This window comes from Citrobacter sp. CK206 (genome assembly GCF_030333125.1).
In the GTDB taxonomy this organism is placed as follows: Bacteria; Pseudomonadota; Gammaproteobacteria; order Enterobacterales; family Enterobacteriaceae; genus Citrobacter_B; species Citrobacter_B koseri.
This window is the reverse complement of the sequence record NZ_JAOWGM010000030.1, coordinates 787,165-810,499: the sequence shown is the minus strand read 5'-3', so window position 1 is coordinate 810,499 and position 23,335 is coordinate 787,165. Positions and strand designations below refer to the sequence as shown.

Annotated in this window: 23 protein-coding genes; 14 read left to right on the top strand and 9 right to left on the bottom strand. The window is 53.3% G+C overall.

Annotated elements, in window-relative coordinates:
* The 6 genes from OGX81_RS20995 (at position 1) to urtE (ending at position 6,836) form a co-directional block, all read left to right on the top strand.
* Positions 1 to 1,104: a cobalamin-independent methionine synthase II family protein gene (locus OGX81_RS20995; protein WP_104868682.1), complete on the top strand. Its 1,104-nt coding sequence runs from the start codon at positions 1 to 3 to the stop codon at positions 1,102 to 1,104.
* A 263-nt stretch (positions 1,105 to 1,367) separates the two neighbouring features.
* On the top strand, positions 1,368 to 2,639 hold the full coding sequence (urtA, locus tag OGX81_RS20990; protein WP_104868681.1) for an urea ABC transporter substrate-binding protein: 1,272 nt from the start codon (positions 1,368 to 1,370) through the stop codon (positions 2,637 to 2,639).
* Between the two features lie 44 nt (positions 2,640 to 2,683).
* A complete protein-coding gene (urtB, locus tag OGX81_RS20985) occupies positions 2,684 to 4,258 on the top strand; it encodes an urea ABC transporter permease subunit UrtB (RefSeq protein WP_104868680.1) in 1,575 nt (524 codons plus the stop codon).
* On the top strand, positions 4,258 to 5,331 hold the full coding sequence (gene urtC / locus OGX81_RS20980) for an urea ABC transporter permease subunit UrtC (RefSeq protein WP_104868679.1): 1,074 nt from the start codon (positions 4,258 to 4,260) through the stop codon (positions 5,329 to 5,331). Before urtB ends, urtC begins: the two co-directional genes overlap by 1 nt.
* Complete coding sequence (gene urtD / locus OGX81_RS20975) at positions 5,331 to 6,128, top strand: urea ABC transporter ATP-binding protein UrtD (RefSeq protein WP_024130341.1); 798 nt, start codon at positions 5,331 to 5,333, stop codon at positions 6,126 to 6,128. Before urtC ends, urtD begins: the two co-directional genes overlap by 1 nt.
* Positions 6,129 to 6,137: 9 nt before the next feature.
* Positions 6,138 to 6,836 (top strand): urea ABC transporter ATP-binding subunit UrtE, encoded by a 699-nt coding sequence (gene urtE / locus OGX81_RS20970; RefSeq protein WP_012132431.1) that lies wholly within the window; start codon positions 6,138 to 6,140, stop codon positions 6,834 to 6,836.
* A gap of 46 nt (positions 6,837 to 6,882) precedes the next feature.
* Here the strand turns inward: urtE and ydeE are convergent, their stop codons facing one another.
* Positions 6,883 to 8,070 carry an efflux MFS transporter YdeE gene (gene ydeE, locus OGX81_RS20965; RefSeq protein WP_104868678.1) on the bottom strand — a complete coding sequence of 396 codons (1,188 nt, stop codon included), beginning with the start codon at positions 8,068 to 8,070 and terminating at the stop codon, positions 6,883 to 6,885.
* Positions 8,071 to 8,265: 195 nt separating this feature from the next.
* On the opposite strand from ydeE, the gene eamA reads away from it, so the two are divergent.
* Positions 8,266 to 9,165 (top strand): O-acetylserine/cysteine exporter, encoded by a 900-nt coding sequence (gene eamA, locus OGX81_RS20960; protein ID WP_104868677.1) that lies wholly within the window; start codon positions 8,266 to 8,268, stop codon positions 9,163 to 9,165.
* Between the two features lie 32 nt (positions 9,166 to 9,197).
* Here the strand turns inward: eamA and marB are convergent, their stop codons facing one another.
* From marB to marR, 3 genes are read right to left on the bottom strand one after another with little or no spacing between them, the layout of a single operon-like run.
* On the bottom strand, positions 9,198 to 9,416 hold the full coding sequence (gene marB / locus OGX81_RS20955) for a multiple antibiotic resistance protein MarB (protein WP_058669098.1): 219 nt from the start codon (positions 9,414 to 9,416) through the stop codon (positions 9,198 to 9,200).
* A gap of 30 nt (positions 9,417 to 9,446) precedes the next feature.
* The gene (marA, locus tag OGX81_RS20950) at positions 9,447 to 9,830 is read right to left on the bottom strand and encodes an MDR efflux pump AcrAB transcriptional activator MarA (protein WP_024130339.1); all 384 of its coding nucleotides are present in this window, start codon (positions 9,828 to 9,830) and stop codon (positions 9,447 to 9,449) included.
* Positions 9,831 to 9,848: 18 nt separating this feature from the next.
* On the bottom strand, positions 9,849 to 10,283 hold the full coding sequence (marR, locus tag OGX81_RS20945) for a multiple antibiotic resistance transcriptional regulator MarR (RefSeq protein WP_012132424.1): 435 nt from the start codon (positions 10,281 to 10,283) through the stop codon (positions 9,849 to 9,851).
* Positions 10,284 to 10,533: 250 nt separating this feature from the next.
* Here marR and OGX81_RS20940 point away from each other — a divergent pair, with 250 nt between their 5' ends.
* Positions 10,534 to 11,199, top strand: coding sequence for a MarC family NAAT transporter (locus tag OGX81_RS20940; protein ID WP_012132423.1), 666 nt, complete (start codon positions 10,534 to 10,536; stop codon positions 11,197 to 11,199).
* A gap of 659 nt (positions 11,200 to 11,858) precedes the next feature.
* On the opposite strand, the gene OGX81_RS20935 is transcribed toward OGX81_RS20940, so the two are convergent.
* The 3 genes from OGX81_RS20935 to ptrR all read right to left on the bottom strand — a co-directional run bounded on the left by OGX81_RS20935 (position 11,859) and on the right by ptrR (position 15,109).
* Positions 11,859 to 13,052, bottom strand: a complete 1,194-nt coding sequence (locus tag OGX81_RS20935) for a sugar transporter (RefSeq protein WP_012132421.1) — start codon at positions 13,050 to 13,052, stop codon at positions 11,859 to 11,861.
* Between the two features lie 164 nt (positions 13,053 to 13,216).
* Positions 13,217 to 14,161, bottom strand: coding sequence for an L-lactate dehydrogenase (locus tag OGX81_RS20930; RefSeq protein WP_104868676.1), 945 nt, complete (start codon positions 14,159 to 14,161; stop codon positions 13,217 to 13,219).
* An 81-nt stretch (positions 14,162 to 14,242) separates the two neighbouring features.
* Positions 14,243 to 15,109 (bottom strand): putrescine utilization regulator PtrR, encoded by an 867-nt coding sequence (ptrR, locus tag OGX81_RS20925; protein WP_047457132.1) that lies wholly within the window; start codon positions 15,107 to 15,109, stop codon positions 14,243 to 14,245.
* Positions 15,110 to 15,213: 104 nt separating this feature from the next.
* Between ptrR and sad the strand changes: the two genes are divergently transcribed.
* The 5 genes from sad (at position 15,214) to OGX81_RS20900 (ending at position 21,244) form a co-directional block, all read left to right on the top strand.
* Positions 15,214 to 16,602 carry a succinate-semialdehyde dehydrogenase gene (sad, locus tag OGX81_RS20920; protein ID WP_104868675.1) on the top strand — a complete coding sequence of 463 codons (1,389 nt, stop codon included), beginning with the start codon at positions 15,214 to 15,216 and terminating at the stop codon, positions 16,600 to 16,602.
* A gap of 102 nt (positions 16,603 to 16,704) precedes the next feature.
* Positions 16,705 to 18,294 carry a methyl-accepting chemotaxis protein gene (locus tag OGX81_RS20915; protein ID WP_047457125.1) on the top strand — a complete coding sequence of 530 codons (1,590 nt, stop codon included), beginning with the start codon at positions 16,705 to 16,707 and terminating at the stop codon, positions 18,292 to 18,294.
* 63 nt (positions 18,295 to 18,357) lie between these two features.
* Entirely contained in the window at positions 18,358 to 19,284 is a 927-nt protein-coding gene (glsB, locus tag OGX81_RS20910) for a glutaminase B (protein WP_104868674.1), read from the top strand.
* Positions 19,284 to 19,643 carry a DUF4186 domain-containing protein gene (locus OGX81_RS20905; protein ID WP_049010515.1) on the top strand — a complete coding sequence of 120 codons (360 nt, stop codon included), beginning with the start codon at positions 19,284 to 19,286 and terminating at the stop codon, positions 19,641 to 19,643. Before glsB ends, OGX81_RS20905 begins: the two co-directional genes overlap by 1 nt.
* 149 nt (positions 19,644 to 19,792) lie before the next feature.
* Positions 19,793 to 21,244 (top strand): tagaturonate reductase, encoded by a 1,452-nt coding sequence (locus tag OGX81_RS20900; RefSeq protein WP_286487635.1) that lies wholly within the window; start codon positions 19,793 to 19,795, stop codon positions 21,242 to 21,244.
* 160 nt (positions 21,245 to 21,404) lie between these two features.
* On the opposite strand, the gene OGX81_RS20895 is transcribed toward OGX81_RS20900, so the two are convergent.
* Positions 21,405 to 21,731, bottom strand: coding sequence for a GFA family protein (locus OGX81_RS20895; RefSeq protein WP_024130336.1), 327 nt, complete (start codon positions 21,729 to 21,731; stop codon positions 21,405 to 21,407).
* A gap of 323 nt (positions 21,732 to 22,054) precedes the next feature.
* On the opposite strand from OGX81_RS20895, the gene OGX81_RS20890 reads away from it, so the two are divergent.
* Positions 22,055 to 22,576: a GNAT family N-acetyltransferase gene (locus OGX81_RS20890; RefSeq protein ID WP_058669102.1), complete on the top strand. Its 522-nt coding sequence runs from the start codon at positions 22,055 to 22,057 to the stop codon at positions 22,574 to 22,576.
* Positions 22,577 to 22,611: 35 nt separating this feature from the next.
* Here OGX81_RS20890 and OGX81_RS20885 read toward each other — a convergent pair whose 3' ends face one another.
* On the bottom strand, positions 22,612 to 23,325 hold the full coding sequence (locus OGX81_RS20885) for a GNAT family N-acetyltransferase (RefSeq protein WP_012132412.1): 714 nt from the start codon (positions 23,323 to 23,325) through the stop codon (positions 22,612 to 22,614).
* Positions 23,326 to 23,335: the final 10 nt, after the last annotated feature.

Genomic DNA, 23,335 nt, shown 5'->3' with positions numbered 1-23,335 from the left:
ATGCAAAAACAACAGGCCCCGTTTCGCGCAGACATCGTCGGCAGTTTTTTACGCCCGGACACGATCAAACAAGCTCGTTTGCAATTTGCACGCGGTGAAATAACGGCGCAACAATTGCGTGCGGTGGAAGATGACGCTATCCGCACCGTTGTGGAACAGCAGTGTGCCTGCGGGCTGCATGTTGTCACGGATGGCGAGTTTCGCCGCGCCTGGTGGCATTTTGATTTCTTCGATGGACTGCAAGGCGTTGAACGCTATGACGCTGAGAAGGGGATCCAGTTTAATGGCGTGCAGACAAAAGCGCACGGCGTGCGCGTTACCGGAAAACTGGGGTTTGGCGATCACCCTATGCTGGAAGACTTCCGCTATCTGAAAAGCATTAGCGGTGCAGCCGAGCCCAAAATGACCATTCCATCCCCCAGCGTGCTGCATTTCCGTGGCGGGCGCAAAGATATCGATGCTACCGTTTATCCGCATCTGGATGCTTATTTCGATGATTTGGCTACCACCTGGCGCGATGCGATTCATGCTTTTTATGAAGCTGGCTGTCGTTATCTGCAATTGGATGACACCGTCTGGGCTTACTTGTGCTCCGACCAGCAACGTCAGCAGATTCGTGAGTGGGGTGACGATCCTGACGAGCTGGCGCAGATTTATGCCCGCGTGATTAACCGTGCGCTGGAGGATAAACCAGCCGATCTGACGGTCGGGCTGCATGTTTGCAGGGGAAATTTCCGTTCGACGTGGATCTCTGAAGGGGGCTATGAACCGGTGGCGGAAGTGTTGTTCGGCACGGTGAACGTTGATGCGTTTTTCCTGGAATATGATAACGATCGCTCCGGTGATTTCGCGCCGCTGCGCTTTGTTCGGCCCGGACGTCAGCAGGTGGTTCTGGGACTGGTGACCACGAAAAACGGCGAGCTGGAAAACCCGGAAGGGGTGAAAGCCCGCTTGCAGGAGGCAGAGCGCTATGTCGCAAAAGAGCAGATCTGCCTTAGCCCACAGTGCGGATTTGCCTCCACGGAAGAGGGGAATACGCTGACGGAAGCCCAACAATGGGGCAAAGTACGCCTCATCACCGAAATCGCCAGTCAGGTCTGGTAAGTTGCCTCTCTTTGTTACACAGCGTTGCACATTCGTAATGCAACGCTGTTTCATTCTGGATCATTTTCCTCGTTGTATTTCCCGCCTTGTGGTTTCCGATTTTCTTGTTTCAGCCCCGTTGTCGGTTAATAAATTGATATTTATAGACATTTAAAAATCTGGCATCGATTTTGCCTTATCACTTCTGAACATCCTTAATTTGCACCATTTGCCCGTCCGGTTGCACCGGGACTTCCAGCAAGCTTAATTTCAGGAGTGAAACTATGCAGCGTCGTACATTATTAAAAGCCTTTGCACTGTCCGCCTCGGTGGTTGCGATGGGGCTGAGCTTTAGCGTTCAGGCGGCCGATACGATTAAGGTCGGCATCATGCATTCGCTATCCGGCACGATGGCCATTTCGGAAACCCCGCTTAAAGATATGGCGTTGATGACGATTGATGAGATCAATGCTAAAGGCGGCGTGCTGGGCAAAAAGCTGGAACCGGTGGTGGTTGACCCGGCCTCAAACTGGCCGTTGTTTGCAGAGAAATCGCGTCAGCTGCTGAGCCAGGATAAAGTCGCGGTCGTGTTTGGCTGCTGGACGTCGGTATCGCGTAAATCGGTGTTGCCGGTATTTGAAGAGTTAAATGGGCTGCTGTTTTACCCTGTGCAATACGAAGGGGAAGAGTTATCGCCGAATGTTTTCTATACCGGCGCAGCGCCAAATCAGCAGGCTATTCCGGCTGTCGAGTATCTGATGAGTGAAGACGGCGGCAGCGCGAAACGCTTTTTCCTGCTGGGAACCGATTATGTCTATCCTCGTACCACCAATAAGATCCTTCGCGCCTGGCTGCATGCCAAAGGCATCGAGGATAAAGATATTGAAGAGGTGTATACCCCGTTCGGACACAGCGATTACCAGACTATCGTCGCCAATATCAAAAAATTCTCTGCGGGCGGCAAAACGGCGGTGGTCTCCACCATTAACGGCGACTCAAATGTTCCGTTCTACAAAGAGCTGGCGAATCAGGGGATAAAAGCGACAGACGTGCCGGTCGTGGCATTCTCGGTCGGTGAAGAGGAGTTGCGCGGTATCGATACCAGACCGCTGGTGGGCAACCTGGCGGCGTGGAACTATTTTGAATCTGTCGACAACCCCACTAACCAGAAATTCGTTGCGGATTACCGGGCATACGCCAAAGCGCATAAGCTGCCGAATGCCGACACCGTCGTGACCAACGATCCGATGGAAGCGACCTATGTGGGCCTGCATATGTGGGCGCAGGCAGTAGAAAAAGCCGGTACGACCGACGTCGATAAAGTCCGCGAGGCGATGGCGGGGCAATCCTTCGCTGCGCCGTCTGGCTTCACCCTGACGATGGACGCCACCAACCACCATCTGCATAAACCCGTCATGATTGGCGAAATTGAAGATAACGGCCAGTTCAATGTGGTATGGCAAACCGACGAACCGGTTCGCGCCCAGCCCTGGAGCCCGTTTATCGCCGGTAACGATAAAAAATCAGACCAGCCTGTTAAAACCGCCAGCAACTGATCTTTTGCCCTCCTGCGGGAGGGCACATTCTGGAGAACACTTTCATGAAAGCCATGCGCTTTATTCGGGGTGTGTTGCTAATGACGTGGCTGGTGCCGTGGATCGTGCAGGCAACCGATGCCGATGTGTTTGTTGGCGCCAGCCGGGCGCAACAGGCGACGTTATTAGAACAATGGGCCATCACGCCTGAGGTGCAGCGTTTGCCTTTGTTGAACGCATTAGCGCGTGAGAATGTGCTGACTGATAGCGCAAAGCACGCTTTCATTCGACAGGGTACGCAGGTTCTGCCGCTCGGCGCTGTCGCCGCGCCCGATGGCGAACTGAAAAAGGTTCGTCTGACTAACCGTCTGCGAAATCTGGTCAGCGGGGCGTTAGCCACGCATCAACTATTAAGTGACAATGTCACGGAAAGAGCCGCTGCCGCCAGCCTGTTACAGCGGGAGGCCACGCCCGCGATGCTGCCGCTTTTACAGCAGCGGCTGGCGCAGGAAACGGAAAGCGAAGTGACATCACGTCTGGAGATTGCGCAGGCTAACCTGCAACTGGTGAGTCCTTCCGCTGACGTCCGGCGTCAGGCGATTGTCTTACTGGGGCAGTCGGGCGACCCGGAAACGCAATCACGCCTGCAACCCTTTACGGATGCTGAACATGAACCGGATGCGCGTGTTCGCGAGGCCGCGACAGAAAGCCTGAACGCAATCGCGCAGCGGATGGTGATTGGCGATCTCCTGGGGCAGGCATTTATGGGGCTGTCGCTGGGATCGATTCTGCTGCTGGCGGCCCTGGGGCTGGCGATCACCTATGGATTACTGGGCGTAATCAATATGGCGCACGGTGAAATGCTGATGCTTGGCGCGTACAGCACATGGATGGTTCAGCAGTTTATGGGGCAGTTCATGCCACAGTGGCTGGCGTTTTATCCCGTTGTGGCGTTGCCGGTTGCCTTCCTGATCGCTGCCGGAACTGGAATGGCGCTGGAGCGCGGCATTATTCGCCATCTTTATGGTCGTCCTCTCGAAACGCTGCTGGCGACCTGGGGGATTAGCCTGATGCTGATCCAACTGGTACGCATGACCTTTGGCGCGCAAAACCTGGAGGTTGCCAACCCTGCGTGGCTTTCTGGCGGGGTGCAGGTCTATGCCAACCTGACGTTGCCCTGGAACCGTATCGTGGTGCTGGGGTTCGCCATGCTGGTGCTGTTTTTCACCTGGCTATTGCTGAATAAAACCCGCCTCGGGATGCGCGTTCGCGCGGTAACGCAGAACCGCAGTATGGCGGCGTGTTGCGGCGTGCCGACGGGGCGCGTGGACATGCTGGCGTTTGGCCTCGGGTCGGGGATCGCTGGATTGGGCGGCGTGGCCTTGTCGCAACTGGGCAACGTCGGGCCGGAACTGGGTCAGGGATACATTATTGATTCATTTTTAGTGGTGGTGCTCGGTGGCGTCGGACAACTGGCGGGGAGCGTGGCCGCCGCATTTGGGTTGGGTATCTTCAATAAGATTCTGGAACCGCAAATGGGCGCGGTGCTGGGCAAAATCGTCATTCTGATTGCGATCGTTCTGTTTATCCAGAAACGGCCTCAGGGATTGTTTGCGCTGAAAGGGAGGGTTATTGATTAATGACCATGCCAATGACATTAACACTGGCGCGTAGAGCGCCGCGTACTGTCCGGGTTTTTGGCCTTTGCCTGCTGGCGGTGCTGCTGATTCTGCCTTTTCTGGCGCTGCTGCCTGCGGAACACCCGCTGGCTGTTCCGGTCTGGGTGTTAACGCTGGCCGGGAAGATCCTCTGTTACGCCATTGTCGCTGTGGCGCTGGATCTGGTGTGGGGTTATGCCGGAATGCTGTCGCTGGGGCACGGTATTTTCTTCGCGCTGGGCGGGTATGCGATGGGAATGTATCTGATGCGTCAGGCCTCTGGCGACGGACTTCCCGCGTTTATGTCTTTCCTCTCCTGGAGTGAATTACCGTGGTTCTGGTGGGGAACGCAGCACTTCGCCTGGGCGATGCTGCTGGTCGTGCTGGTTCCGGGACTGTTGGCGCTGGTGTTCGGCTATTTTGCCTTTCGCTCAAAAATCAAAGGCGTCTATTTTTCCATTATGACCCAGGCGCTGACGTTCGCAGGCATGCTGCTGTTTTTCCGTAACGAAACTGGGTTTGGCGGCAATAATGGGTTTACGGGGTTTACCACGTTGCTGAGCTTTCCTGTTGCGGCGACCTCCACGCGCGTTGCGCTGTTTCTCGCGACCGTCATATTACTGGTGCTGGCGCTGTGGCTGGGGTATCTCCTTGCGCGCAGTAAGTTTGGCCGCGTTCTGACCGCCGTGCGCGATGCGGAAAATCGCCTGATGTTTTGTGGGTACGATCCACGTGGCTTCAAACTGCTGGTATGGACGCTCTCCGCTGTTCTGTGCGGTCTGGCGGGCGCCCTGTACGTTCCTCAGGTCGGCATCATTAACCCCAGCGAAATGTCGCCGACCAACTCTATTGAAGCGGCTATCTGGGTCGCGCTGGGCGGGCGCGGCACCTTAATTGGCCCGGTGTTTGGCGCAGTGCTGGTGAACGGCGCTAAAAGTCTGTTTACGGTGATTATGCCGGAGTACTGGCAGCTGTTTCTCGGCCTGATCTTTATTGGCGTTACGCTGTTTTTACCGCGCGGCGTCATTGGTCTGTTTCGCAAAGGAGAAAAATGATGCAACCGGATGACGGACTTTTTACCCGCCAGTTGCCGGGGGATCGTTTTCGCGATCAAACAGACCCGGTTCTGCAACTGGAAGGGATCAACGTCAATTTTGACGGCTTCCAGGCGCTGACGGATTTAACCCTGAACATTGGCGTAGGGGAATTGCGCTGCGTTATTGGCCCTAATGGCGCCGGAAAAACCACCTTAATGGATGTGATTACCGGTAAAACCCGGCCGCAAAGCGGACGCGCGATTTACGATCAGTCCACGGACTTAACTTCGCTCGATCCTATTGCGATTGCCCGCCAGGGCATTGGGCGTAAATTTCAGAAACCGACCGTGTTTGAGGCCCTGACGGTGGAGGAGAATCTGGAACTGGCGATGAAAGAGGATAAATCCGTCTGGGCCACGTTAAGAGCGCGCCTCTCGGGCGAGCAGCGGGATCGCATTGACGAGATGCTCGGGCTATTGCGCCTGGGCGCGGAGCGTGGGCGTCGCGCCGGGCTGCTTTCGCACGGACAAAAGCAGTTTCTGGAAATCGGTATGCTGCTGGTACAGGAGCCGCACCTGCTGTTGCTGGATGAACCTGCGGCGGGGATGACGGACGCGGAAACGGAGTATACCGCTGAGCTGTTTCGCACTCTGGCGGGGAAACACTCGCTGATGGTGGTGGAGCATGACATGGGGTTTGTCGAAACCATTGCCGACCATGTTACCGTTTTGCATCAGGGGCGCGTGCTGGCGGAAGGGAGCCTGCGCGACGTCCAGGCCAATGAACAGGTTATTGAAGTTTACCTCGGGCGATAGGGAGGACGGATGTTACAGGTGAATGAACTGAATCAATATTACGGCGGCAGTCATATCCTGCGCGGGGTAAGTTTTGAGGCCCGCATTGGCGAAGTAACCTGTTTGCTTGGGCGTAACGGCGTGGGAAAAACCACCTTACTGAAGTGTCTGATGGGGTTAATCCCGGCACGCACCGGCAATGTGATCTGGCAGGGGAAGAACATCACCCAGCGTAAACCGCATCAGCGCGTGCGGGCCGGTGTCGCCTATGTGCCGCAAGGGCGGGAGATTTTTCCTCGCCTGACGGTAGAGGAAAACCTGCTGTTGGGGCTGTCGCGTTTTTCCGCCCGCGATGCAAAACAGGTGCCGGATGATATTTACGCGCTTTTTCCGGTGCTTAAAGAGATGAAGCACCGGCGAGGGGGCGATCTCTCCGGGGGGCAACAGCAGCAGCTGGCAATTGGCCGGGCGCTGGCCTGCCGTCCTCAGCTGTTAATTCTGGATGAACCGACCGAAGGGATACAGCCGTCGGTGATCAAAGAGATTGGGCAGGTGATTTCACATCTGGCGCGTCAGGGGGATATGGCGATTTTGCTGGTGGAGCAGTTCTATGATTTTGCCGCCCAACTGGCGGATCACTACTTATTGATGTCGCGGGGAAGCATTATTCAGAGCGGCAGGGGCGAGAATATGGAAGCGGAGGGCGTCCGCGGTCTGGTCGCGATCTGAGTTCCGGGACTGTACCGGACGTTATCCGGCACAGTCTGGCGTGCCGTCAGCACATTGCGGGCTGCCCCCAGGGTCTGGCCCGCATCCCTTTTAGCATCAGCGCCCAGGCAAGAATAATCGCGACGATCAGCACCGCAAACAGGGTCCAGGCGGGCAAGGTGGTGAGGATCACGCCGCTGACCAGCGGGTTGACCGCCGCGCCGAGCCAGCCAAGCGACTGCGCTGAGAAGTAGCTTGCTTTCATCCCCGCCGGAGCAATGTTATCGATCAGCATATATTCGCCCGGGGCGTAAATAACCTCGCCAATGGTAAATACGGCGGCAGAGAGCCCCCAGAGCAGCAGGCTGTTTCCTGAAATCATAAAACCAACCAGCCCAGCCACGAAACAGATTGTGCCGGCCGCCATCGAGGGTCTGATATTTGCGGTCGTTAACCGACGGCCTACGGCATATTGCAGGCTGACAACAATCGCCGCGTTGACGGGGAGTACGACAGCCACCACTTTTTCGGCAAAATTACCGTTCGCGACGACCATGACATACTGGGAAATACATGAAGCGAACGCGCCGCTAACAAATGACGCCAGGAAGGCCGACAGGGTAAACCAGAGCAGGGCTTTATCGCGTAACAGCACCGATGGCGACCAGACTGACGCCGTTGTTCCTTCAACGGGCGTCTCTGTGCGCTTCACCCAGGTCTGGATAAACACCAGCGGGAAAGCAGAGCAAATGGCTGCAAGCCAGAACGGCAGGTTGATGCTTTGCATGACCAGCAGGGTGCCAAGCGGCGGCCCGACGGTCCAGCCAATATTGAGCACGGTATAGTTGAGGGAAAATATTTTGCTCCTGGTTGTGGCGGAAAGATTGTCGGCAAACCAGGCTTTCAACACGGTGGCAAAGACGGAGTAGGCGCAGTTTATCAGGGCGAAAAGCAGCACCACCAGCGTGACGCTGTGTACCAGGGGGATGGCGATAAAGCCCAGCAAGAACGCCGAAATTGCCAGAAGCATATAGCGCTTTTTATCGAACTTATCCGCGAGGATGCCGAAACCCAGGCTGAAAATCACGCCGATGGTTAACGCTACCGTCATGGCATAGCCGATCAGATCGACGCTCAGATCGTACTGGCGGTTAAGATAGATCGTCATGAACGGAAGCGTGGCGCCGCGCCCAATGGTCAATAACAGTGATGAGGCGAGTAAAGCGAGGGTGGAGCGTCTCAGCGTTGTGTTCATTTTCCTGCCCGACAATGCGTTTCATTATATTTATTGGTGATTTAAAGCAATAGCACGGCAAAAGTGTGATGTATACCCGGGATGTTGTTCGAAAGTGCTCGTCCCGCCCTACCTGAATTAATGATCTGTTCCGGGGCGATGATTTCCGTTAACTTAACTTGTTTACAAAAATTTAATATTTGCAGGGGCCGTGGTATGTCGCGTAAAGACGGGTTATTGGCGTTACTGGTCGTGGTGGTGTGGGGGCTTAACTTTGTCGTCATCAAAGTCGGGCTGCACAATATGCCGCCGCTGATGCTGGCGGGATTACGTTTTTTGCTGGTCGCGTTTCCGGCCATCTTCTTCGTTGCGCGCCCGAAAATCCCGCTGTCGCTGTTACTCGGCTACGGCCTGACCATCAGTTTTGGTCAATTCGCGTTTCTCTTTTGTGCGATTAAATTCGGAATGCCTGCCGGGCTGGCGTCACTGGTGCTACAGGCGCAGGCGTTTTTTACCATCGTACTGGGCGCGTTTGCGTTCGGCGAGCGCTTGCAGGGCAAACAGGTGGCCGGTATCGCGCTGGCGGTGTTTGGCGTTCTGCTGCTGATAGAAGCCAGCCTCAATGGGCAACATATTGCGATGCTCGGGTTTATGTTAACGCTGGCGGCGGCGTTCTGCTGGGCGTGCGGGAATATTTTCAATAAGAAGATCATGCAACATGCCAGTCGCCCGGCGGTGATGTCGCTGGTGGTCTGGAGTGCGCTGATCCCGATTATTCCTTTCTTTCTGGCCTCTTTGATTCTGGACGGTTCTGCGCAGATGGTTCAGAGCCTGATCGCGATTGATATGACGACGATTTTATCGCTGGTGTATCTGGCGTTTGTCGCCACGATTGTCGGTTACGGGATCTGGGGAACGTTGCTCGGACGCTATGAAACCTGGCGCGTGGCGCCGCTGTCTTTGCTGGTGCCGGTCGTGGGGTTGGCCAGCGCGGCCGTGTTGCTTAATGAGACGCTTACCGGGTTACAGTTTCTTGGCGCGGTGCTGATTATGGCGGGTTTGTACATCAACGTGTTTGGTTTTCGGCTGCGCAAAACGGCGCAGGTAAGGGGATAAAAAAAGCCCCGCAGTGGCGGGGCAAAAACGAATTACAGGCTGTGTCCGTTGTAATACGGCACGCCTAATTCGTCGGATTTATCGCTTCCCGCACCCATATGATTGAAATCGAATGGCGACTGATCATGCGCAGACGGCATGACCATCGCATCGCGATCATTTTGTGTTCCAGGTTGTGCGGTTTGCTCCGCAATGCTTGGGCCAGAGACGACAAACAGCACAGCCAGCATTGCGGAAGACAGAGATTTCATGATTTCCTCGATTACGTCATTAACAGGCGATTAGCAATTACAATGGTTGAGTGGATGCAAATACCGGGATTCGCCATGCATATTGGTAATACGGTACTTATGCGGTGGAACGTCGAAATAGTTTTTAAATGTCCGGGTCAGCGTCTGCTGTGACTCAAAGCCATAACGTTCCGCCAGGTACAGGATCGGTTCGTTACTTTCTTTTAATTTCTGGGCTATTTCAGTCATTTTGCGACTGCGGATGTACTGGCCTAATGAGTGACCGGTCTCTTTTTTAAACATCCGTTGCAGGTGCCATTTGGAGTAACCTGAACGCTCTGACACTTTTTCCAGTGAGAGCGGCGATTCCAGGTTATCTTCGATCCAGTCCAAAATGCTATGAATGGTAATAGCGTCAGTATTGCGTCTGGACATCGTCATACCTCTTTCTGTTTACGGCAGGATTTTCTTAAGCAAAAGCTCAAGTGTTGCCACTTCATCCGCCGTTAAGTTTTTTGTTAGTTCCTGGTGCAGGTCTTGTCCTACTAACTGATGACATTGCTCACAAATTGCCGCGCCGTGTTCGGTGAGCTTCACCAGCACGCCGCGTTTGTCATGTGGATTTGGCAGTCTTTCGATCCAGCCTTTACAGACCAGCCGATCAAGCATGCGCGTCAATGCGCCGAGATCGACAGACAGCACTTTCTTCAGCTCGACCGGGGTAATGCATACCGCGCAACGGATAGAACAGAGCACCTTAAACTGCGATGCGGTGATATCCAGCGGCGACAGATAGTCGTTCAACAGACGATCTTTTTTCTGATTGACCATGTAGATCAAGCGACCCAGCGGGATGATTTCGTTGAATAGGTCACTGGTGCTTTTCACAATGGTTGCCCCGGCAAGTAGTTAGTCACGGCAGATACTATTGCCCAGGCAAATATAAGTCAATCGAATGAATAAGGGGATGCCACGATTTGCTAAAACGCGTCAGTGCAGGGGCTGCATCACGGGGTAATTTATTAATAATAATTACTGGTTATGCTTATTCGGCATAATGAATGCTTAATGGCGAAACGCCGCGTTTTCCCTTTATACTTGCCGCTTACAACGAGCTTGATGGGGAAGAGATGGCATTATGATGGATTTGTTTAAAGCGATAGGGCTTGGGCTGGTTGTCCTGCTGCCTTTGGCGAACCCGCTAACCACGGTGGCGTTGTTTTTAGGCCTGGCCGGTAATATGAACAGCGCGGAGCGTAACCGTCAGTCGCTGATGGCCTCCGTGTATGTGTTCGCCATCATGATGGTTGCGTATTACGCCGGTCAACTGGTGATGAACACCTTTGGAATTTCCATCCCCGGTTTGCGCATTGCGGGTGGGCTGATTGTCGCCTTTATCGGCTTTCGGATGTTGTTCCCGCAGCAGAAGGCGCACGAATCGCCGGAGGCGAAAAGCAAGTCAGAAGAGCTGGAGGATGAGCCTTCCGCCAATATCGCTTTTGTTCCGCTGGCGATGCCGAGCACCGCAGGGCCGGGGACGATCGCGATGATCATCAGTTCGGCCTCTACCGTACGTCACGGCGTCGATTTTCCCGGCTGGGTTATTCTGGTGGCGCCACCGCTTATTTTTCTGGCGGTGTCAGTGATTCTGTGGGGTTCTCTGCGCAGCTCAGGGGCGATTATGCGCCTGGTCGGCAAGGGGGGAATTGAAGCTATTTCCCGGCTGATGGGCTTCTTACTGGTCTGTATGGGCGTGCAGTTTATCATTAACGGCGTGCTGGAAATTATTAAGACTTACCATTAAGTGACATGTGTTGCCCTGAAAAAAATAAAAACCACCGTTGGTAGCGGTGGTTTTTATTTTTGAAGCCAGTCATTGATTCAGGAAAGGCTTCAGCACTTATAAAAAGTGCGATAAACCAAACTTAACACGCGCATTATCTTACGCCACATCAGGCCATCATACAAATCTAACCGTTAATGATTACATCGCTAAGCCGTCTTATATTCGGTGCTGAATTATTTATGTTTTTATATACGCCATGTGAATTAATGTATAAAAATCATTGTGTTGATGCGTTTTTCGGGGAGAGTTATACTGCACAGGTGTGTTGATTATCGTTTTACTGGCTTTTGCTCCTGTGCAGAAAAAGTTTCTAAGTCCTGGCTTACGGGGTGGTATCTGCGAGCGCCTGGGCCAGGAATGCGATAAACCAAACTTAACACACTTGATCTTCGGTGGACGGGCAAGGAGAGGCTAAGCCGGAGTAATCGCATTCCTCTTTAAGAGGAAGAAAGCGTGGTGAATATCTTAAGCACGATTATTGTGGTTCTTGAGTTCATCGTTGCATCATTGCAACTGATCTTATCGTTCATTAAGTAACATTGATAAGAAACGAGTAAAGGGCCAGAACTTACCTGCTCTGGCCCTTTATAAAAAAGTCATTTTATTGGGGCTTTACTTCAATGCTGCGGCTGTTCTTCCAGTGAAACAGGCCAGCGGCGAAAGATAATGATCGACCACACCAGCGCCGCCAGGGCTGGCACTGCGCCAACGTAGCCAATAGTGGACATCGACCAGTGTAAACTCACCTGATTCCCCACCAATGCGCCAGCCCCAATGCCAATATTAAAAATGCCTGAGAACAGCGCCATTGCCACATCGGTGGCGTCCGGCGCCAGCGCCAGGACTTTCACCTGCATCCCCAGGCCTATCACCATAATGGCGATGCCCCAGAAAATACTCAGCACGGCAAGATGGCTTTCGCTGTCTGCTGCGGGCAGCAGGAGCATCAGGCAAATCACCAGCAGCATAATGGCAATGCTGATAAGCGGCGAGGCGTACTGATTACCCAGTTTGCCGAATACCACGCTGCCGATAATCCCGGCGCCGCCGAGGATCAGCAGTAATACCGTGGCAAAGTTTGCGCTCAGACCCGCCACCGTTTGTACAAACGGTTCAATATAGCTGTATGCCGTATAGTGTGCGGTGACCACCACGACCGTCAGTAAATAAATACTCATTAGCGCCGGGCGACGGAACAGCAGCGGCAGACTTTTTAGTGACCCAGAATGTTCGCTGGGCAATTTCGGCAGCAGTTTGATCAGGCATACCAGCGTGATTAACGCCCCTATACCAATGGCGAAGAACGTTGTTCGCCAGCCGAAGTATTGACCAACGATACGCCCGATAGGCAGCCCCAGTACCATCGCCAGCGCGGTTCCGGTGGCGATCAGACTCAGTGCCTGCGCACGTTTGCCTGGCGGCGCAAGGCGAATGGCCAGCGAAGCGGTAATAGACCAGAAGACGGCGTGTGCAAACGCGATCCCGATGCGGCTGATCACCAGCACGGTAAAATTCCATGCCAGGAAGGAGAGCACATGGCTGGCAATGAAGAGAACAAACAGGCAGATTAGCAATTTACGCCGCTCAACCTGGCTGGTCAGCAACATAAAGGGCAACGACATCAGCGCCACAACCCAGGCATAGATCGTCAGCATAATCCCGACCTGCGCGGTCGGCATAGCAAAACTCCGGGCGATGTCCGACAGTAAGCCAACAGGGACAAACTCTGTGGTATTGAAAATAAAAGCGGCAATAGCAAGCGTAACTACCCGTAGCCACGCGACCTTGCGGGAAACAGTGTTTGTTGTCATAAGAGTAAATCGGGTTAGTTGCGAAAAGGCGAGGTCACGATCTTAAAACGTTTGCTGGCGAAAATACAATCATTTTGTGATGTATGTCTCATTATCGTTGGTGAGCCGATTGATGAAACAAACGAAATGGCGTCCGGGTATGGAAATCATCCCGGACACCGTATTCAGGGGAGTTTTGCGATATTCGCTTTGATGACTTCGGCGGAGTATCTGAATTTCGCCAGCTCATCATCGGCTAACTGTAATTCGATAATTTGTTGAACACCGCTTTGAGTCAGCACCGCCGGTACGCCGATGGCGACGCCGTCAACGCCGTATTCCCCCTCCAGTACGCAGGAGATGGCCAGCGCCCGATGGCTTCCGGTGAAGACGTTCCGGCAAATTTCCGCAATGGTTCCGGCAATACCATATTCAGTGCAGCCTTTGCGGTTATAGATTTCAAACCCATGTTTGCGCACTTTTTCCGCCATCGCCTCGACGTCCAGGATTTTACCCGTACGACGTTGATAAACGTCCGCAATCGGAGAACCGTAGACGGAGGAGTGGGACCAGACCGGGAATTGCGTATCGCCATGCTCTCCCAGAATAAAGGCATCGATGCTTTGCGCGCCGATATCCAGTTCCTGCGCCAGCGCGCGCCGCAAACGGGTGGTGTCCAGCCAGACGCCAGTGCCGATTACCTGGCTGCGCGGCAGGCCTGATAGCGTCCATACCTGCCAGGTAATGATATCGCAAGGATTGGTGGCGATAAGAAAGATGCCGTTAAAGCCGCCATCCATCATTTCCGGCACGATCTTTTGTACAATCCGCGCAGTGTTGTTCAGCTCATCAAGCCGTGTTTGCCCTGGTTTTAATGCGCCGCCGGAAACGGTAATCACGGCGATATCGACATCGGCGCATTCACGCGCCTCCCGGGTGGAAATGGTCATCATCCCCGGCATGTAGGCCGCTGCGTCGGCGAGATCCAAAGCATGGCCTTCCGAACGATCTCTGTTCAAATCGACCAGAATCAGTTCTTCACAAATATTCTGATTGAGCAGAGCGTGAGCTGCTGATGCGCCAACATTACCTGCCCCAATGATCATCACTTTACGCGCTTTGGTGTTCATGACTGTTCCATATCCGTTTTCGTCTTGCGCAGTATAAAACGCTTCTCCCGGCAGGCGTAGCCCCAAACCCATAGGATAATGCTATGGCTGCGAGGACGGATTCAGCAGGGCGATAAACGCGTCCAGTTGACGGGTCATTGCCCCGCGACGCCACACAAGCCAGGTGTCCAGCCATCGCCACTCTTCGCTCAACGGCCAGGCTTCAACCTGATGATGCCCGGGCATACTTTCCAGCATGGTACGAGGGATCAGCGCGATGCCCGCTCCGGCGATAACGCACGCCAGCATGCCGTGGTACGACTCCATTTCATGAATGGTGCCGGGCATCGCGCGATCGGCATGAAACCAGCTTTCAAAGTGACGGCGATAAGAGCAGTTTGCGCGAAAGGCGTAGATATTGCTGCCATTCACGTCTTTTGCCCGCCGTACGGGGGAATGCCCATGAGGGGCGACAATCATCATCTCTTCACGGTATACCGGCATACCTTCAAGACCCGGATGAGTAATCGGGCCATCAACAAACGCTGCGTTAAGTCTGCCTTCCAGAACGCCTTCGAGCATTGTCCCGGAAGGCCCGGTAGAGAGGGCGAACTGGATTTTGGGGTAACGCTGATTGTACCCGGCAAGCGTGGCCGGGATGCGTACCGCAGCGGTGCTTTCCAGCGCGCCGAGTGAAAACAGTCCCTGAGGTTCATCACCGGCGACCACCATTCGCGCTTCATCAACCAGCGCCAGGATCTGCTGGCTGTAGCGCAGAAAGTTATGTCCGGCGGGAGAAAGGCGCAGCCGCTGACTTTCACGAATAAACAGATCCACGCCAAGATCGGCCTCAAGCTGGCGGATTCGCGTAGTGAGGTTCGACGGGACGCGATGCACCTTCGCCGCCGCCTGCGTAATACTGCCGGTTTCGGCCACGGCATTGAACATTTCCAGCTGAGTCAGATCCATAGTTTTCTCTTTTTGTGAACGCAGTGCTTAATATTATTCATTTTTCAGAAAGAGTAAATGCGCCCATTATGCAGGCATATCCCGCAACGTAGAGAGACAAACCGATGACGATGACACCTGCTACACATGCGATTTCCGTGGACCCGACAACCGGTGAAACGCTGGCGATGATGCCGTGGGCCAGCGCTGATGATATTGAAAATGCACTTACTCTGGCTGCCCGTGGATTTGAGGAATGGAAACGCACGACGGTGGCATACCGGGCGCAGAAACTTCGCGATATCGGGCAAGCGCTGCGTAACCGTACAGAAGAGATGGCGCACAGTATTTCCCGTGAGATGGGAAAACCGATCCGGCAGGCGCGCGCCGAGGTGGCGAAATCTGCGGCGCTCTGTGACTGGTATGCAGAACATGGCCCCGCGATGCTTAACCCGGAACCGACGCTGGTGGAAAATCAGCAGGCGGTGATTGCATATCGTCCGCTGGGGACAATACTGGCGGTCATGCCGTGGAACTTTCCGCTCTGGCAGGTATTACGTGGGGCGATTCCCATCCTGCTGGCGGGTAACGGCTATTTACTAAAACATGCGCCGAATGTGATCGGTTGCGCTGAACGTATTGCGCAGATCTTCGCCGATGCCGATATTCCGGCGGGCGTTTATGGCTGGGTAAATGCCAGTAACGACGGCGTTAGCCAGATGATTAACGATCCCCGTATTGCCGCCGTGACGGTAACGGGCAGCGTGCGTGCCGGGGCCGCGATTGGTGCGCAGGCCGGGGCTGCGCTGAAAAAATGCGTGCTTGAACTGGGCGGTTCCGATCCGTTTATCGTTCTTAACGATGCCGATCTGGATCTGGCTGTTAAAGCCGCTGTCGCCGGTCGCTATCAAAATACCGGGCAGGTATGCGCGGCGGCGAAGCGCTTTATTGTTGAAGAGGGGATTGCCGGGGAATTTACTGAACGGTTTGTTGCCGCCGCCAGCGCACTGAAAATGGGCGATCCGCTGGCGGAAGAGAACGATCTCGGTCCTATGGCGCGTTTTGATCTACGGGATGAGCTGCATCAGCAAGTGGAGGCATCAATAGCAGAAGGCGCGCGTTTATTACTGGGCGGTGAAAAGCTCGCCGGGGAAAGCAACTATTATGCCGTGACGGTGCTGGGCGATGTGACGCCTGAGATGACGGCGTTTCGTCAGGAGTTGTTTGGACCCGTGGCGGCGATTACCGTGGCGAAGAATACTGAACATGCCCTGCAACTGGCCAATGACAGCGACTTTGGGTTGTCGGCGACGCTGTTCACTGCGCGTGATGCACTGGCTCAGGAGATGGCATCGCGCCTGGAATGCGGCGGGGTGTTTATCAATGGATACAGCGCCAGCGATCCGCGTGTGGCATTTGGCGGCGTGAAGAAAAGCGGCTTTGGTCGCGAGCTCTCCCATTTTGGCCTGCATGAGTTTTGCAACGTACAAACTGTCTGGAAAAACCGTCTGTGATCATTCCGGCGTCTTCTTGAGGCGCCATGTCACATTACTGCAATAGTTCTGTCATTTTCTCTCCGTACACTCGCGCATAACGCATTGATACAGAAGAATATCATGAACTTAACGCAAATTTTTCGAGGCTTAATTCGTCGTTTCACTCCCCGCCAGTTTGGTCTGTTAACGGGAATATTTTGCATTATCGCGCTGTTTTCTATTTTGCAGGTTGCGTCATCCCTGATGCTGTCGTTTTCCGTGCGAGACGCTCAGCGTAACGAACAACGTAACCAGCAGGCACTGCTGCAACAAACGAAGGTGGATGAGGCGAGGGTAGCGCTGTTGTCCGCAAGCGATCTGCTGAACCGGGCGGGCGTTTACTTTATGCAGGATGCCGCAACGGGATCAGAAGGCAGCTGGCGCCCGTTGATGGATGAAGCTCAGCAGGCGCTGGTAGAGTCAAAAACGGCCTGGGATGCCTGGCTTGCAATGGCCCCTCATAAAGACGACGGCCTGATTGAGAGTTATCAGCGTTTTTATAGCGGTATTCAGGAACAGGCGGATGGTCTGAGCCAGACTAACGCCATCGACGCGTTCTTTGCTGTTCCTGTTCAGGCGTTTCAGACAGATTTCAATGAAAACTATGCCCGCTTTCAGCAAGAGAGTGGGCGTCAGACAGAGGGTGGCAGGCAGCAGCTGATTGCCAGCCTGGAAGGGTTGCAGCACCTCTTTTTGTTCATCCCGTTTGTGCTGGTGGTGATTGCCCTGCTGGTCTGGAGCGGCATGTCTCGCTGGGTTATTTCTCCGCTGCGCCGCCTGATCGCCCATATTAATATTCTGGCCGCAGGCGATCTGTCCGAACCAATGCCGAAGGTGAGCGGGTTTAACCGCGAGGTCGCGCAACTTAGTTCACGCATTGATGCGATGCAACAGGGGCTGAGGCAGCTGGTGCAGCAGGTGAGCGATGCCACCACCGCAATGGTCGGCAACATCGATCAGCTTGCGCAGAGCAACAAACAGCTTTATCAGCAATCGGCGAAACAGAGCGAAGAGTTAAGTAGTGTCACCTCGCATATCTCGTTTCTGGAAACGCATGTCGAGGACAATAGCGGCTTTGCCAGACTGGCTAATCAACGTGCAGCCGAGGCGCGTCAGGTAGCGGCTGGCGGCGATCGTATGATGGAAACTGTTAACCGTTCGATGCAGGCGATTGTTGAGCGATCGTCAGAAATGCGCGGGATCATCTCTCTGATTGACAGCGTCGCGTTCCAGACCAATATCCTGGCGCTGAACGCGGCTATCGAAGCGGCCCATGCCGGAGAACAAGGTCGCGGATTTGCCGTGGTGGCAAAAGAAGTGGGGCTGCTGGCCCGTAAAAGCAGTCAGTCCACGCAGAACATACAGGAACTTATCCACCACTCCTTGCAGGGAATCGAGGAGGGTTCACATGCGGTTAACCGGCTGGAAGAAAATTTACAGCAGGTGATTTCGTTAGTAGACAATCTGGGCATACTGTTGAATGACATCTCTGGCGCCACGTTAAGTCAGGGGGACAGCATCCACCAGATGACGGGGCAGCTACAGGCGCTTAACCGTGCGGCGCAAGAGACCAGCAGCCTGGTGAATACCGCATCGGCGTCATCGCTGCAACTGCATCATGAATCTCATCAGCTTCTGAACGCGGTGGCGCGATTTCGTCTTTCTGCCTGACGCCGCACATTCAGCTCTGTTATACTCGCAGGCCTTTTCAGACCTGCGAGCAAGGAGCACATTGTGGCCAGGGCCATGGACAATTCAATTTTAGAGACCATCCTTCAGCAGGTGCGCCCGTTGATTGGACAGGGGAAAGTGGCTGATTACATCCCTGCGCTGGCTTCTGTCGATGGGTCAAAACTGGGGATCGCCATTTGCACCGTTGACGGGCAATACTATCAGGCTGGCGATGCGCAGGAACGCTTCTCAATACAATCCATTTCAAAGGTGCTGAGTCTGGTGGTGGCGATGCGTCACTACCCGGAAGAGGAAATCTGGCAACGTGTCGGAAAAGATCCCTCCGGGTCGCCATTCAATTCACTGGTGCAACTGGAACTGGAGCAAGGGATACCGCGTAACCCGTTCATTAATGCCGGCGCGCTGGTGGTCTGCGATATGCTACAAGGGCGACTGAGCGCGCCGCGCCAGCGTATGCTGGAAGTGGTTCGGGCGCTTAGTGGTGTGTCGGATATTGCGTATGACGTCACGGTCGCCCGTTCTGAATTTGAGCACTCCGCACGCAATGCCGCTATTGCCTGGCTGATGAAGTCATTTGGTAATTTCCAGCATGATGTCACTACCGTTTTGCAAAATTACTTTCACTACTGCGCGTTGAAAATGAGCTGTGCAGAACTGGCGCGTACATTTGTTTTTCTGGCCAGACAGGGGCAGGCGTTTCACCTTGATGAACCGGTTGTCACGCCGATGCAGGCCCGACAAATCAACGCGCTGATGGCGACCAGTGGAATGTACCAGAACGCAGGCGAATTTGCCTGGCGAGTAGGATTACCTGCCAAGTCAGGCGTCGGCGGCGGGATTGTGGCGATTGTCCCGCACGAAATGGCGATTGCGGTATGGAGCCCTGAACTGGACCCGGCGGGCAACTCCCTGGCGGGTATTGCGGTACTCGAACAACTCACCCAACAATTAGGGCGTTCGGTTTACTGATGAACGCGCTTGATCCACTTTTTTCTCGCCTGTCACGTTCGCCATTTCGCGCGCGGTTTCGTCTTGGCGCAAAAGAAAGGCAGTATTGCTGGGATAAAGGCGCGCAGGTTATTGATCAACATGCCGCTGAGTTTATTGCTAAGCGGCTGGCCCCGGCTTTTCCGCGCAACGATGGTAAACAAACGCCGATGCGCGGCCACCCCGTATTTATTGCCCAACACGCGACGGCGACCTGCTGCCGTGGTTGTCTGGCGAAATGGCACAACATTCCCCAGGGAGAATCGCTGAGTGAAGAACAGCAGCAGTATGTTGTTGCCGTCATTCACCACTGGCTGGTTATCCAGATGAATCAGCCGTAAATCTCCGCGTCGTGAGAGATGTTAAAGCATAAAACAGTTTTGATTAATCGTGACTACTTGATCAAAACAGGGTTTCAATATCATAAAGTTTGCTAACCTGTTCTACCAATTCAAACAGGTTGTATGACTAATTAAGAAGGGAACCCATTGTGAAAACTCTAAACCGTCGCGATTTTCCCGGTGCCTGCTATCCTGAGCGCATCATTCAGTTTGGTGAGGGAAACTTCCTGCGCGCCTTTGTTGACTGGCAAGTTGATCTGCTGAATGAACATACCGATTTGAACGCCGGAGTGGTCATTGTTCGCCCTATCGAAAGCACGTTTCCGCCGTCATTGAGTACCCAGGACGGGCTCTATACCACGATTATTCGTGGTTTGAATGAAAAGGGCGAGGCGGTTAGCGACGCGCGTTTGATCCGTTCTGTTAACCGTGAAATCAGCGTCTATGAGGATTACGATGAATTCCTGAAACTGGCGCATAACCCGGACATGCGTTTTGTTTTCTCTAATACCACAGAAGCCGGTATTAGCTACCATGCCGGTGACGCATTTGATGACGCGCCCGCGGTCAGCTACCCCGCGAAGCTGACGCGACTGCTGTTTGAACGTTATACCTGTTTTGACGGCGCGCTTGATAAAGGATGGATCATCATTCCTTGTGAACTGATTGATTACAATGGCGAGGCGTTGCGCGAGCTGGTTCTGCGTTACGCTCAGGAGTGGAACTTGTCCGCTGCGTTTGTGCAGTGGCTGGATCAGGCGAACACCTTTTGCTCCACGCTGGTTGACCGGATCGTGACCGGATATCCGCGTGATGAAGTGACGCAACTTGAAGCGGAACTTGGCTATCACGATGCTTTTCTCGATACTGCGGAACATTTTTATCTGTTTGTGATTCAGGGGCCCAAAAAGGTAGCGTCTGAGCTGCGTCTTGATAAGTATCCGCTCAACGTGCTGATTGTTGATGACATCAAGCCGTACAAAGAGCGTAAGGTCGCGATCCTGAATGGTGCGCATACGGCGCTGGTGCCCGTTGCGTTCCAGGCCGGGCTGGATACCGTTGGTGAAGCCATGAATGACCGCGACATTTGCGCCTTTGTTGAAAAAGCCATCTATGAAGAGATTATTCCGGTGCTGGACTTACCTCGCGACGAGCTAATGTCGTTCGCCAGTGCGGTGACAGGGCGTTTCCAGAATCCGTATATTAAACACCAGTTGTTGTCGATTGCGTTAAATGGCATGACTAAGTTTCGCACCCGTATTTTACCGCAGCTACTGGCAGAGCAGCAGGTCAGCGGCGTTTTACCGGCGCGCCTGACGTTTGCGCTTGCGGCGCTGACCGCATTTTATCGTGGTGAACGTCGCGGCGAGACGTATCCGCTCCAGGATGATGCGCACTGGATTGAGCGCTATCAACAGTTGTGGCATCAACATAGCGACGGTCTTATCAGCACACAGGATTTGGTTCATACCGTGCTGGCCGTGGACGCGCATTGGGAGCAGGATCTGACGCACGTTGCAGGTCTGGTCGAACAGGTCACGACCGACCTGGATGCAATCCTGACGAAAGGGATGCGTGAAGCGGTAAAACCGCTGTGCTAATCATCTGACCCGGCTGCGGCCGGGTTTTGTTTTCATGTTATTTAGTTACAACATACTTTTGAGGGGGAAATTAATCGCTGTCTGAAACTTCCGTGCGTTTACCCGTCAGGCAGAAAAGGAAGGGCTGGCGAAACAGGTAGACAGGGTGAGGGCGATGCGCTTAATGCGCATGAAGATCTTCATCCTGAGGCTCGTCAAATACGCCAGTTAACAACGCAACGGTAGGCGCATCATCAATTGCGCCTACTGAACTTCCGCAGTGAGAACAAAATGCCCGACTGGAGATATCCGAAGAGCGCCAGACCGCAGGCTTGTCTCCTTGTCCTGTCCACGTCACATCCTGAGCGTCGAACTCAACCCAACTGACCGAATATGCACCTGTATGTTTTTGGCAAATCGAGCAGGAACAGGTATGTGGATTTTTCGGCGCTACTGCCGAAAAACGGATAAAACCGCACAGACAGCCGCCAGTATAGACTTTGCTCATCGTCATTTCCGTTAAACATTCATTTCCCGACACTATCAGATGATCCCACACTCAACCAGTGATGAATGGCAGAAAGGAGAACAGACGCAGGATCATAATGACAAAGCGGGATCTGTGTTACAACGGAGGCTAAACAGATATCTCAATGGCTGGAAAACCGTGTCTATCTGTCTATTGGAATTTGCCAGCGACAGCGCATTTGTTGCGTTTTTCCGTCAACACACGGGATTAACGCCAACGCGTTATCCACAGAAAGTTTTGGACGGAATGAGTGGATAACTCAGTTACAATAGAAGCAACGTAAGCATAATGAGTGGAAAATAATGTCTGCTATCGTCACGGAAAGATTCATTCTGCGCCCTCAAGCCATCACAGATTATGATGTATGGTATCCGATGTATTCAGACCCTAAAATATTTCATCTGGTTAATGCCCCAGGCTTTACGCCAGAAGAGGCATGGAACCGTTTGTTGAGAAACATCGGGCATTGGTCTGTTTTTGGTTACGGTATATTTTCTATTTTTCAAAAGTCTGACGGCACGTTTTTAGGCGAAACAGGACTGGCTAATTTTCATCGTGGCATTGATGAAAACTTTGAGAACTGTGTCGAGGCATCATGGGTTATTTCACGTTCAGCTCAGGGGGCTGGTGTAGCAAAGGAAGCCGCCGTCGCTGCGCATCAGTGGTTTGTCCATTCGTTTTCACCTTCGAAAACAATTTGTCTTATTGCAAAGAATAACATTCCGTCCATTCGTGTTGCTGAGCATGTGGGCTACCGTATTTATGATGAATGCTTATACAAAGGCGCTGAGTGTTTAAAACTTGAATGCTTATGGGATAAATAAAAGCATGGGCCGTCGTCACGGCCCCGTATTCCAGATTACACTTCAGGCTCCGCCAGGTAGTGCCGTAAAGGGTGGATCTGATGTCCACGTTCGTCGAGATTTTCCGTTCTTAGCCAGACAGATATCGCACTGGATATCTTCGGCCACTCGGCGCTAATAATTGAATATGTTGCGATATCCACGCTTCTTGATTTTATGATTTGCTTATCACGTAAGATGCCTTCTTTCCGAAACCCAATTCTTTCAGCAGCATTCATTCCAGCATGATTAAGCGTGTCTGTTTGCCACTCACAACGACGATATTTAAGCACATCAAAAACATACATCAGTAAAAGATAAATTGCTTCCGTGCTTAAAAAGGTACGTTTTATCGCTGGCGTGAGATGTACATATCCGATTTCCGCAACGCCATTATTCTTGTCTATATTAAAAAGGGCGAGGGTGCCTCGGGCTTTCGCGGATTTATTTTCTATTATGGCATAATATGAAATTCCGCCCTGACTGATGATGCGTTTGATATAGTCAAAGGTTGCTTGCCTTGTCTCGGGGCGTTCATCAGGAAGATAAGTCCAGTCCCGTGGGTCTTCTATGCTATGCCAGCCCTGATAAAGATCATCACAGTGGTAAGTCGCAAGGGGTTGTAAGTGACAGTAACGGCCTGACAACTGGCGCGTGTCAGGTAAAATAAAATCAAGGTTACCCTCAAGATGTCTGCCTACATATTGACCGAAGATATTAAGCTCTTTCATACTCTTCTCC

What these genes read in the sequence shown, in the direction of transcription:
- OGX81_RS20995 (WP_104868682.1), top strand. Translation starts at nt 1, where the DNA reads ATGCAAAAACAACAGGCCCCGTTTCGCGCAGACATCGTCGGCAGTTTT.
- urtA (WP_104868681.1), top strand. Translation starts at nt 1,368, where the DNA reads ATGCAGCGTCGTACATTATTAAAAGCCTTTGCACTGTCCGCCTCGGTG.
- urtB (WP_104868680.1), top strand. Translation starts at nt 2,684, where the DNA reads ATGAAAGCCATGCGCTTTATTCGGGGTGTGTTGCTAATGACGTGGCTG.
- urtC (WP_104868679.1), top strand. Translation starts at nt 4,258, where the DNA reads ATGACCATGCCAATGACATTAACACTGGCGCGTAGAGCGCCGCGTACT.
- urtD (WP_024130341.1), top strand. Translation starts at nt 5,331, where the DNA reads ATGCAACCGGATGACGGACTTTTTACCCGCCAGTTGCCGGGGGATCGT.
- urtE (WP_012132431.1), top strand. Translation starts at nt 6,138, where the DNA reads ATGTTACAGGTGAATGAACTGAATCAATATTACGGCGGCAGTCATATC.
- ydeE (WP_104868678.1), bottom strand. Translation starts at nt 8,070, where the DNA reads ATGAACACAACGCTGAGACGCTCCACCCTCGCTTTACTCGCCTCATCA.
- eamA (WP_104868677.1), top strand. Translation starts at nt 8,266, where the DNA reads ATGTCGCGTAAAGACGGGTTATTGGCGTTACTGGTCGTGGTGGTGTGG.
- marB (WP_058669098.1), bottom strand. Translation starts at nt 9,416, where the DNA reads ATGAAATCTCTGTCTTCCGCAATGCTGGCTGTGCTGTTTGTCGTCTCT.
- marA (WP_024130339.1), bottom strand. Translation starts at nt 9,830, where the DNA reads ATGTCCAGACGCAATACTGACGCTATTACCATTCATAGCATTTTGGAC.
- OGX81_RS20940 (WP_012132423.1), top strand. Translation starts at nt 10,534, where the DNA reads ATGATGGATTTGTTTAAAGCGATAGGGCTTGGGCTGGTTGTCCTGCTG.
- OGX81_RS20935 (WP_012132421.1), bottom strand. Translation starts at nt 13,052, where the DNA reads ATGACAACAAACACTGTTTCCCGCAAGGTCGCGTGGCTACGGGTAGTT.
- OGX81_RS20930 (WP_104868676.1), bottom strand. Translation starts at nt 14,161, where the DNA reads ATGAACACCAAAGCGCGTAAAGTGATGATCATTGGGGCAGGTAATGTT.
- ptrR (WP_047457132.1), bottom strand. Translation starts at nt 15,109, where the DNA reads ATGGATCTGACTCAGCTGGAAATGTTCAATGCCGTGGCCGAAACCGGC.
- sad (WP_104868675.1), top strand. Translation starts at nt 15,214, where the DNA reads ATGACGATGACACCTGCTACACATGCGATTTCCGTGGACCCGACAACC.
- OGX81_RS20915 (WP_047457125.1), top strand. Translation starts at nt 16,705, where the DNA reads ATGAACTTAACGCAAATTTTTCGAGGCTTAATTCGTCGTTTCACTCCC.
- OGX81_RS20905 (WP_049010515.1), top strand. Translation starts at nt 19,284, where the DNA reads ATGAACGCGCTTGATCCACTTTTTTCTCGCCTGTCACGTTCGCCATTT.
- OGX81_RS20895 (WP_024130336.1), bottom strand. Translation starts at nt 21,731, where the DNA reads ATGAGCAAAGTCTATACTGGCGGCTGTCTGTGCGGTTTTATCCGTTTT.
- OGX81_RS20890 (WP_058669102.1), top strand. Translation starts at nt 22,055, where the DNA reads ATGTCTGCTATCGTCACGGAAAGATTCATTCTGCGCCCTCAAGCCATC.
- OGX81_RS20885 (WP_012132412.1), bottom strand. Translation starts at nt 23,325, where the DNA reads ATGAAAGAGCTTAATATCTTCGGTCAATATGTAGGCAGACATCTTGAG.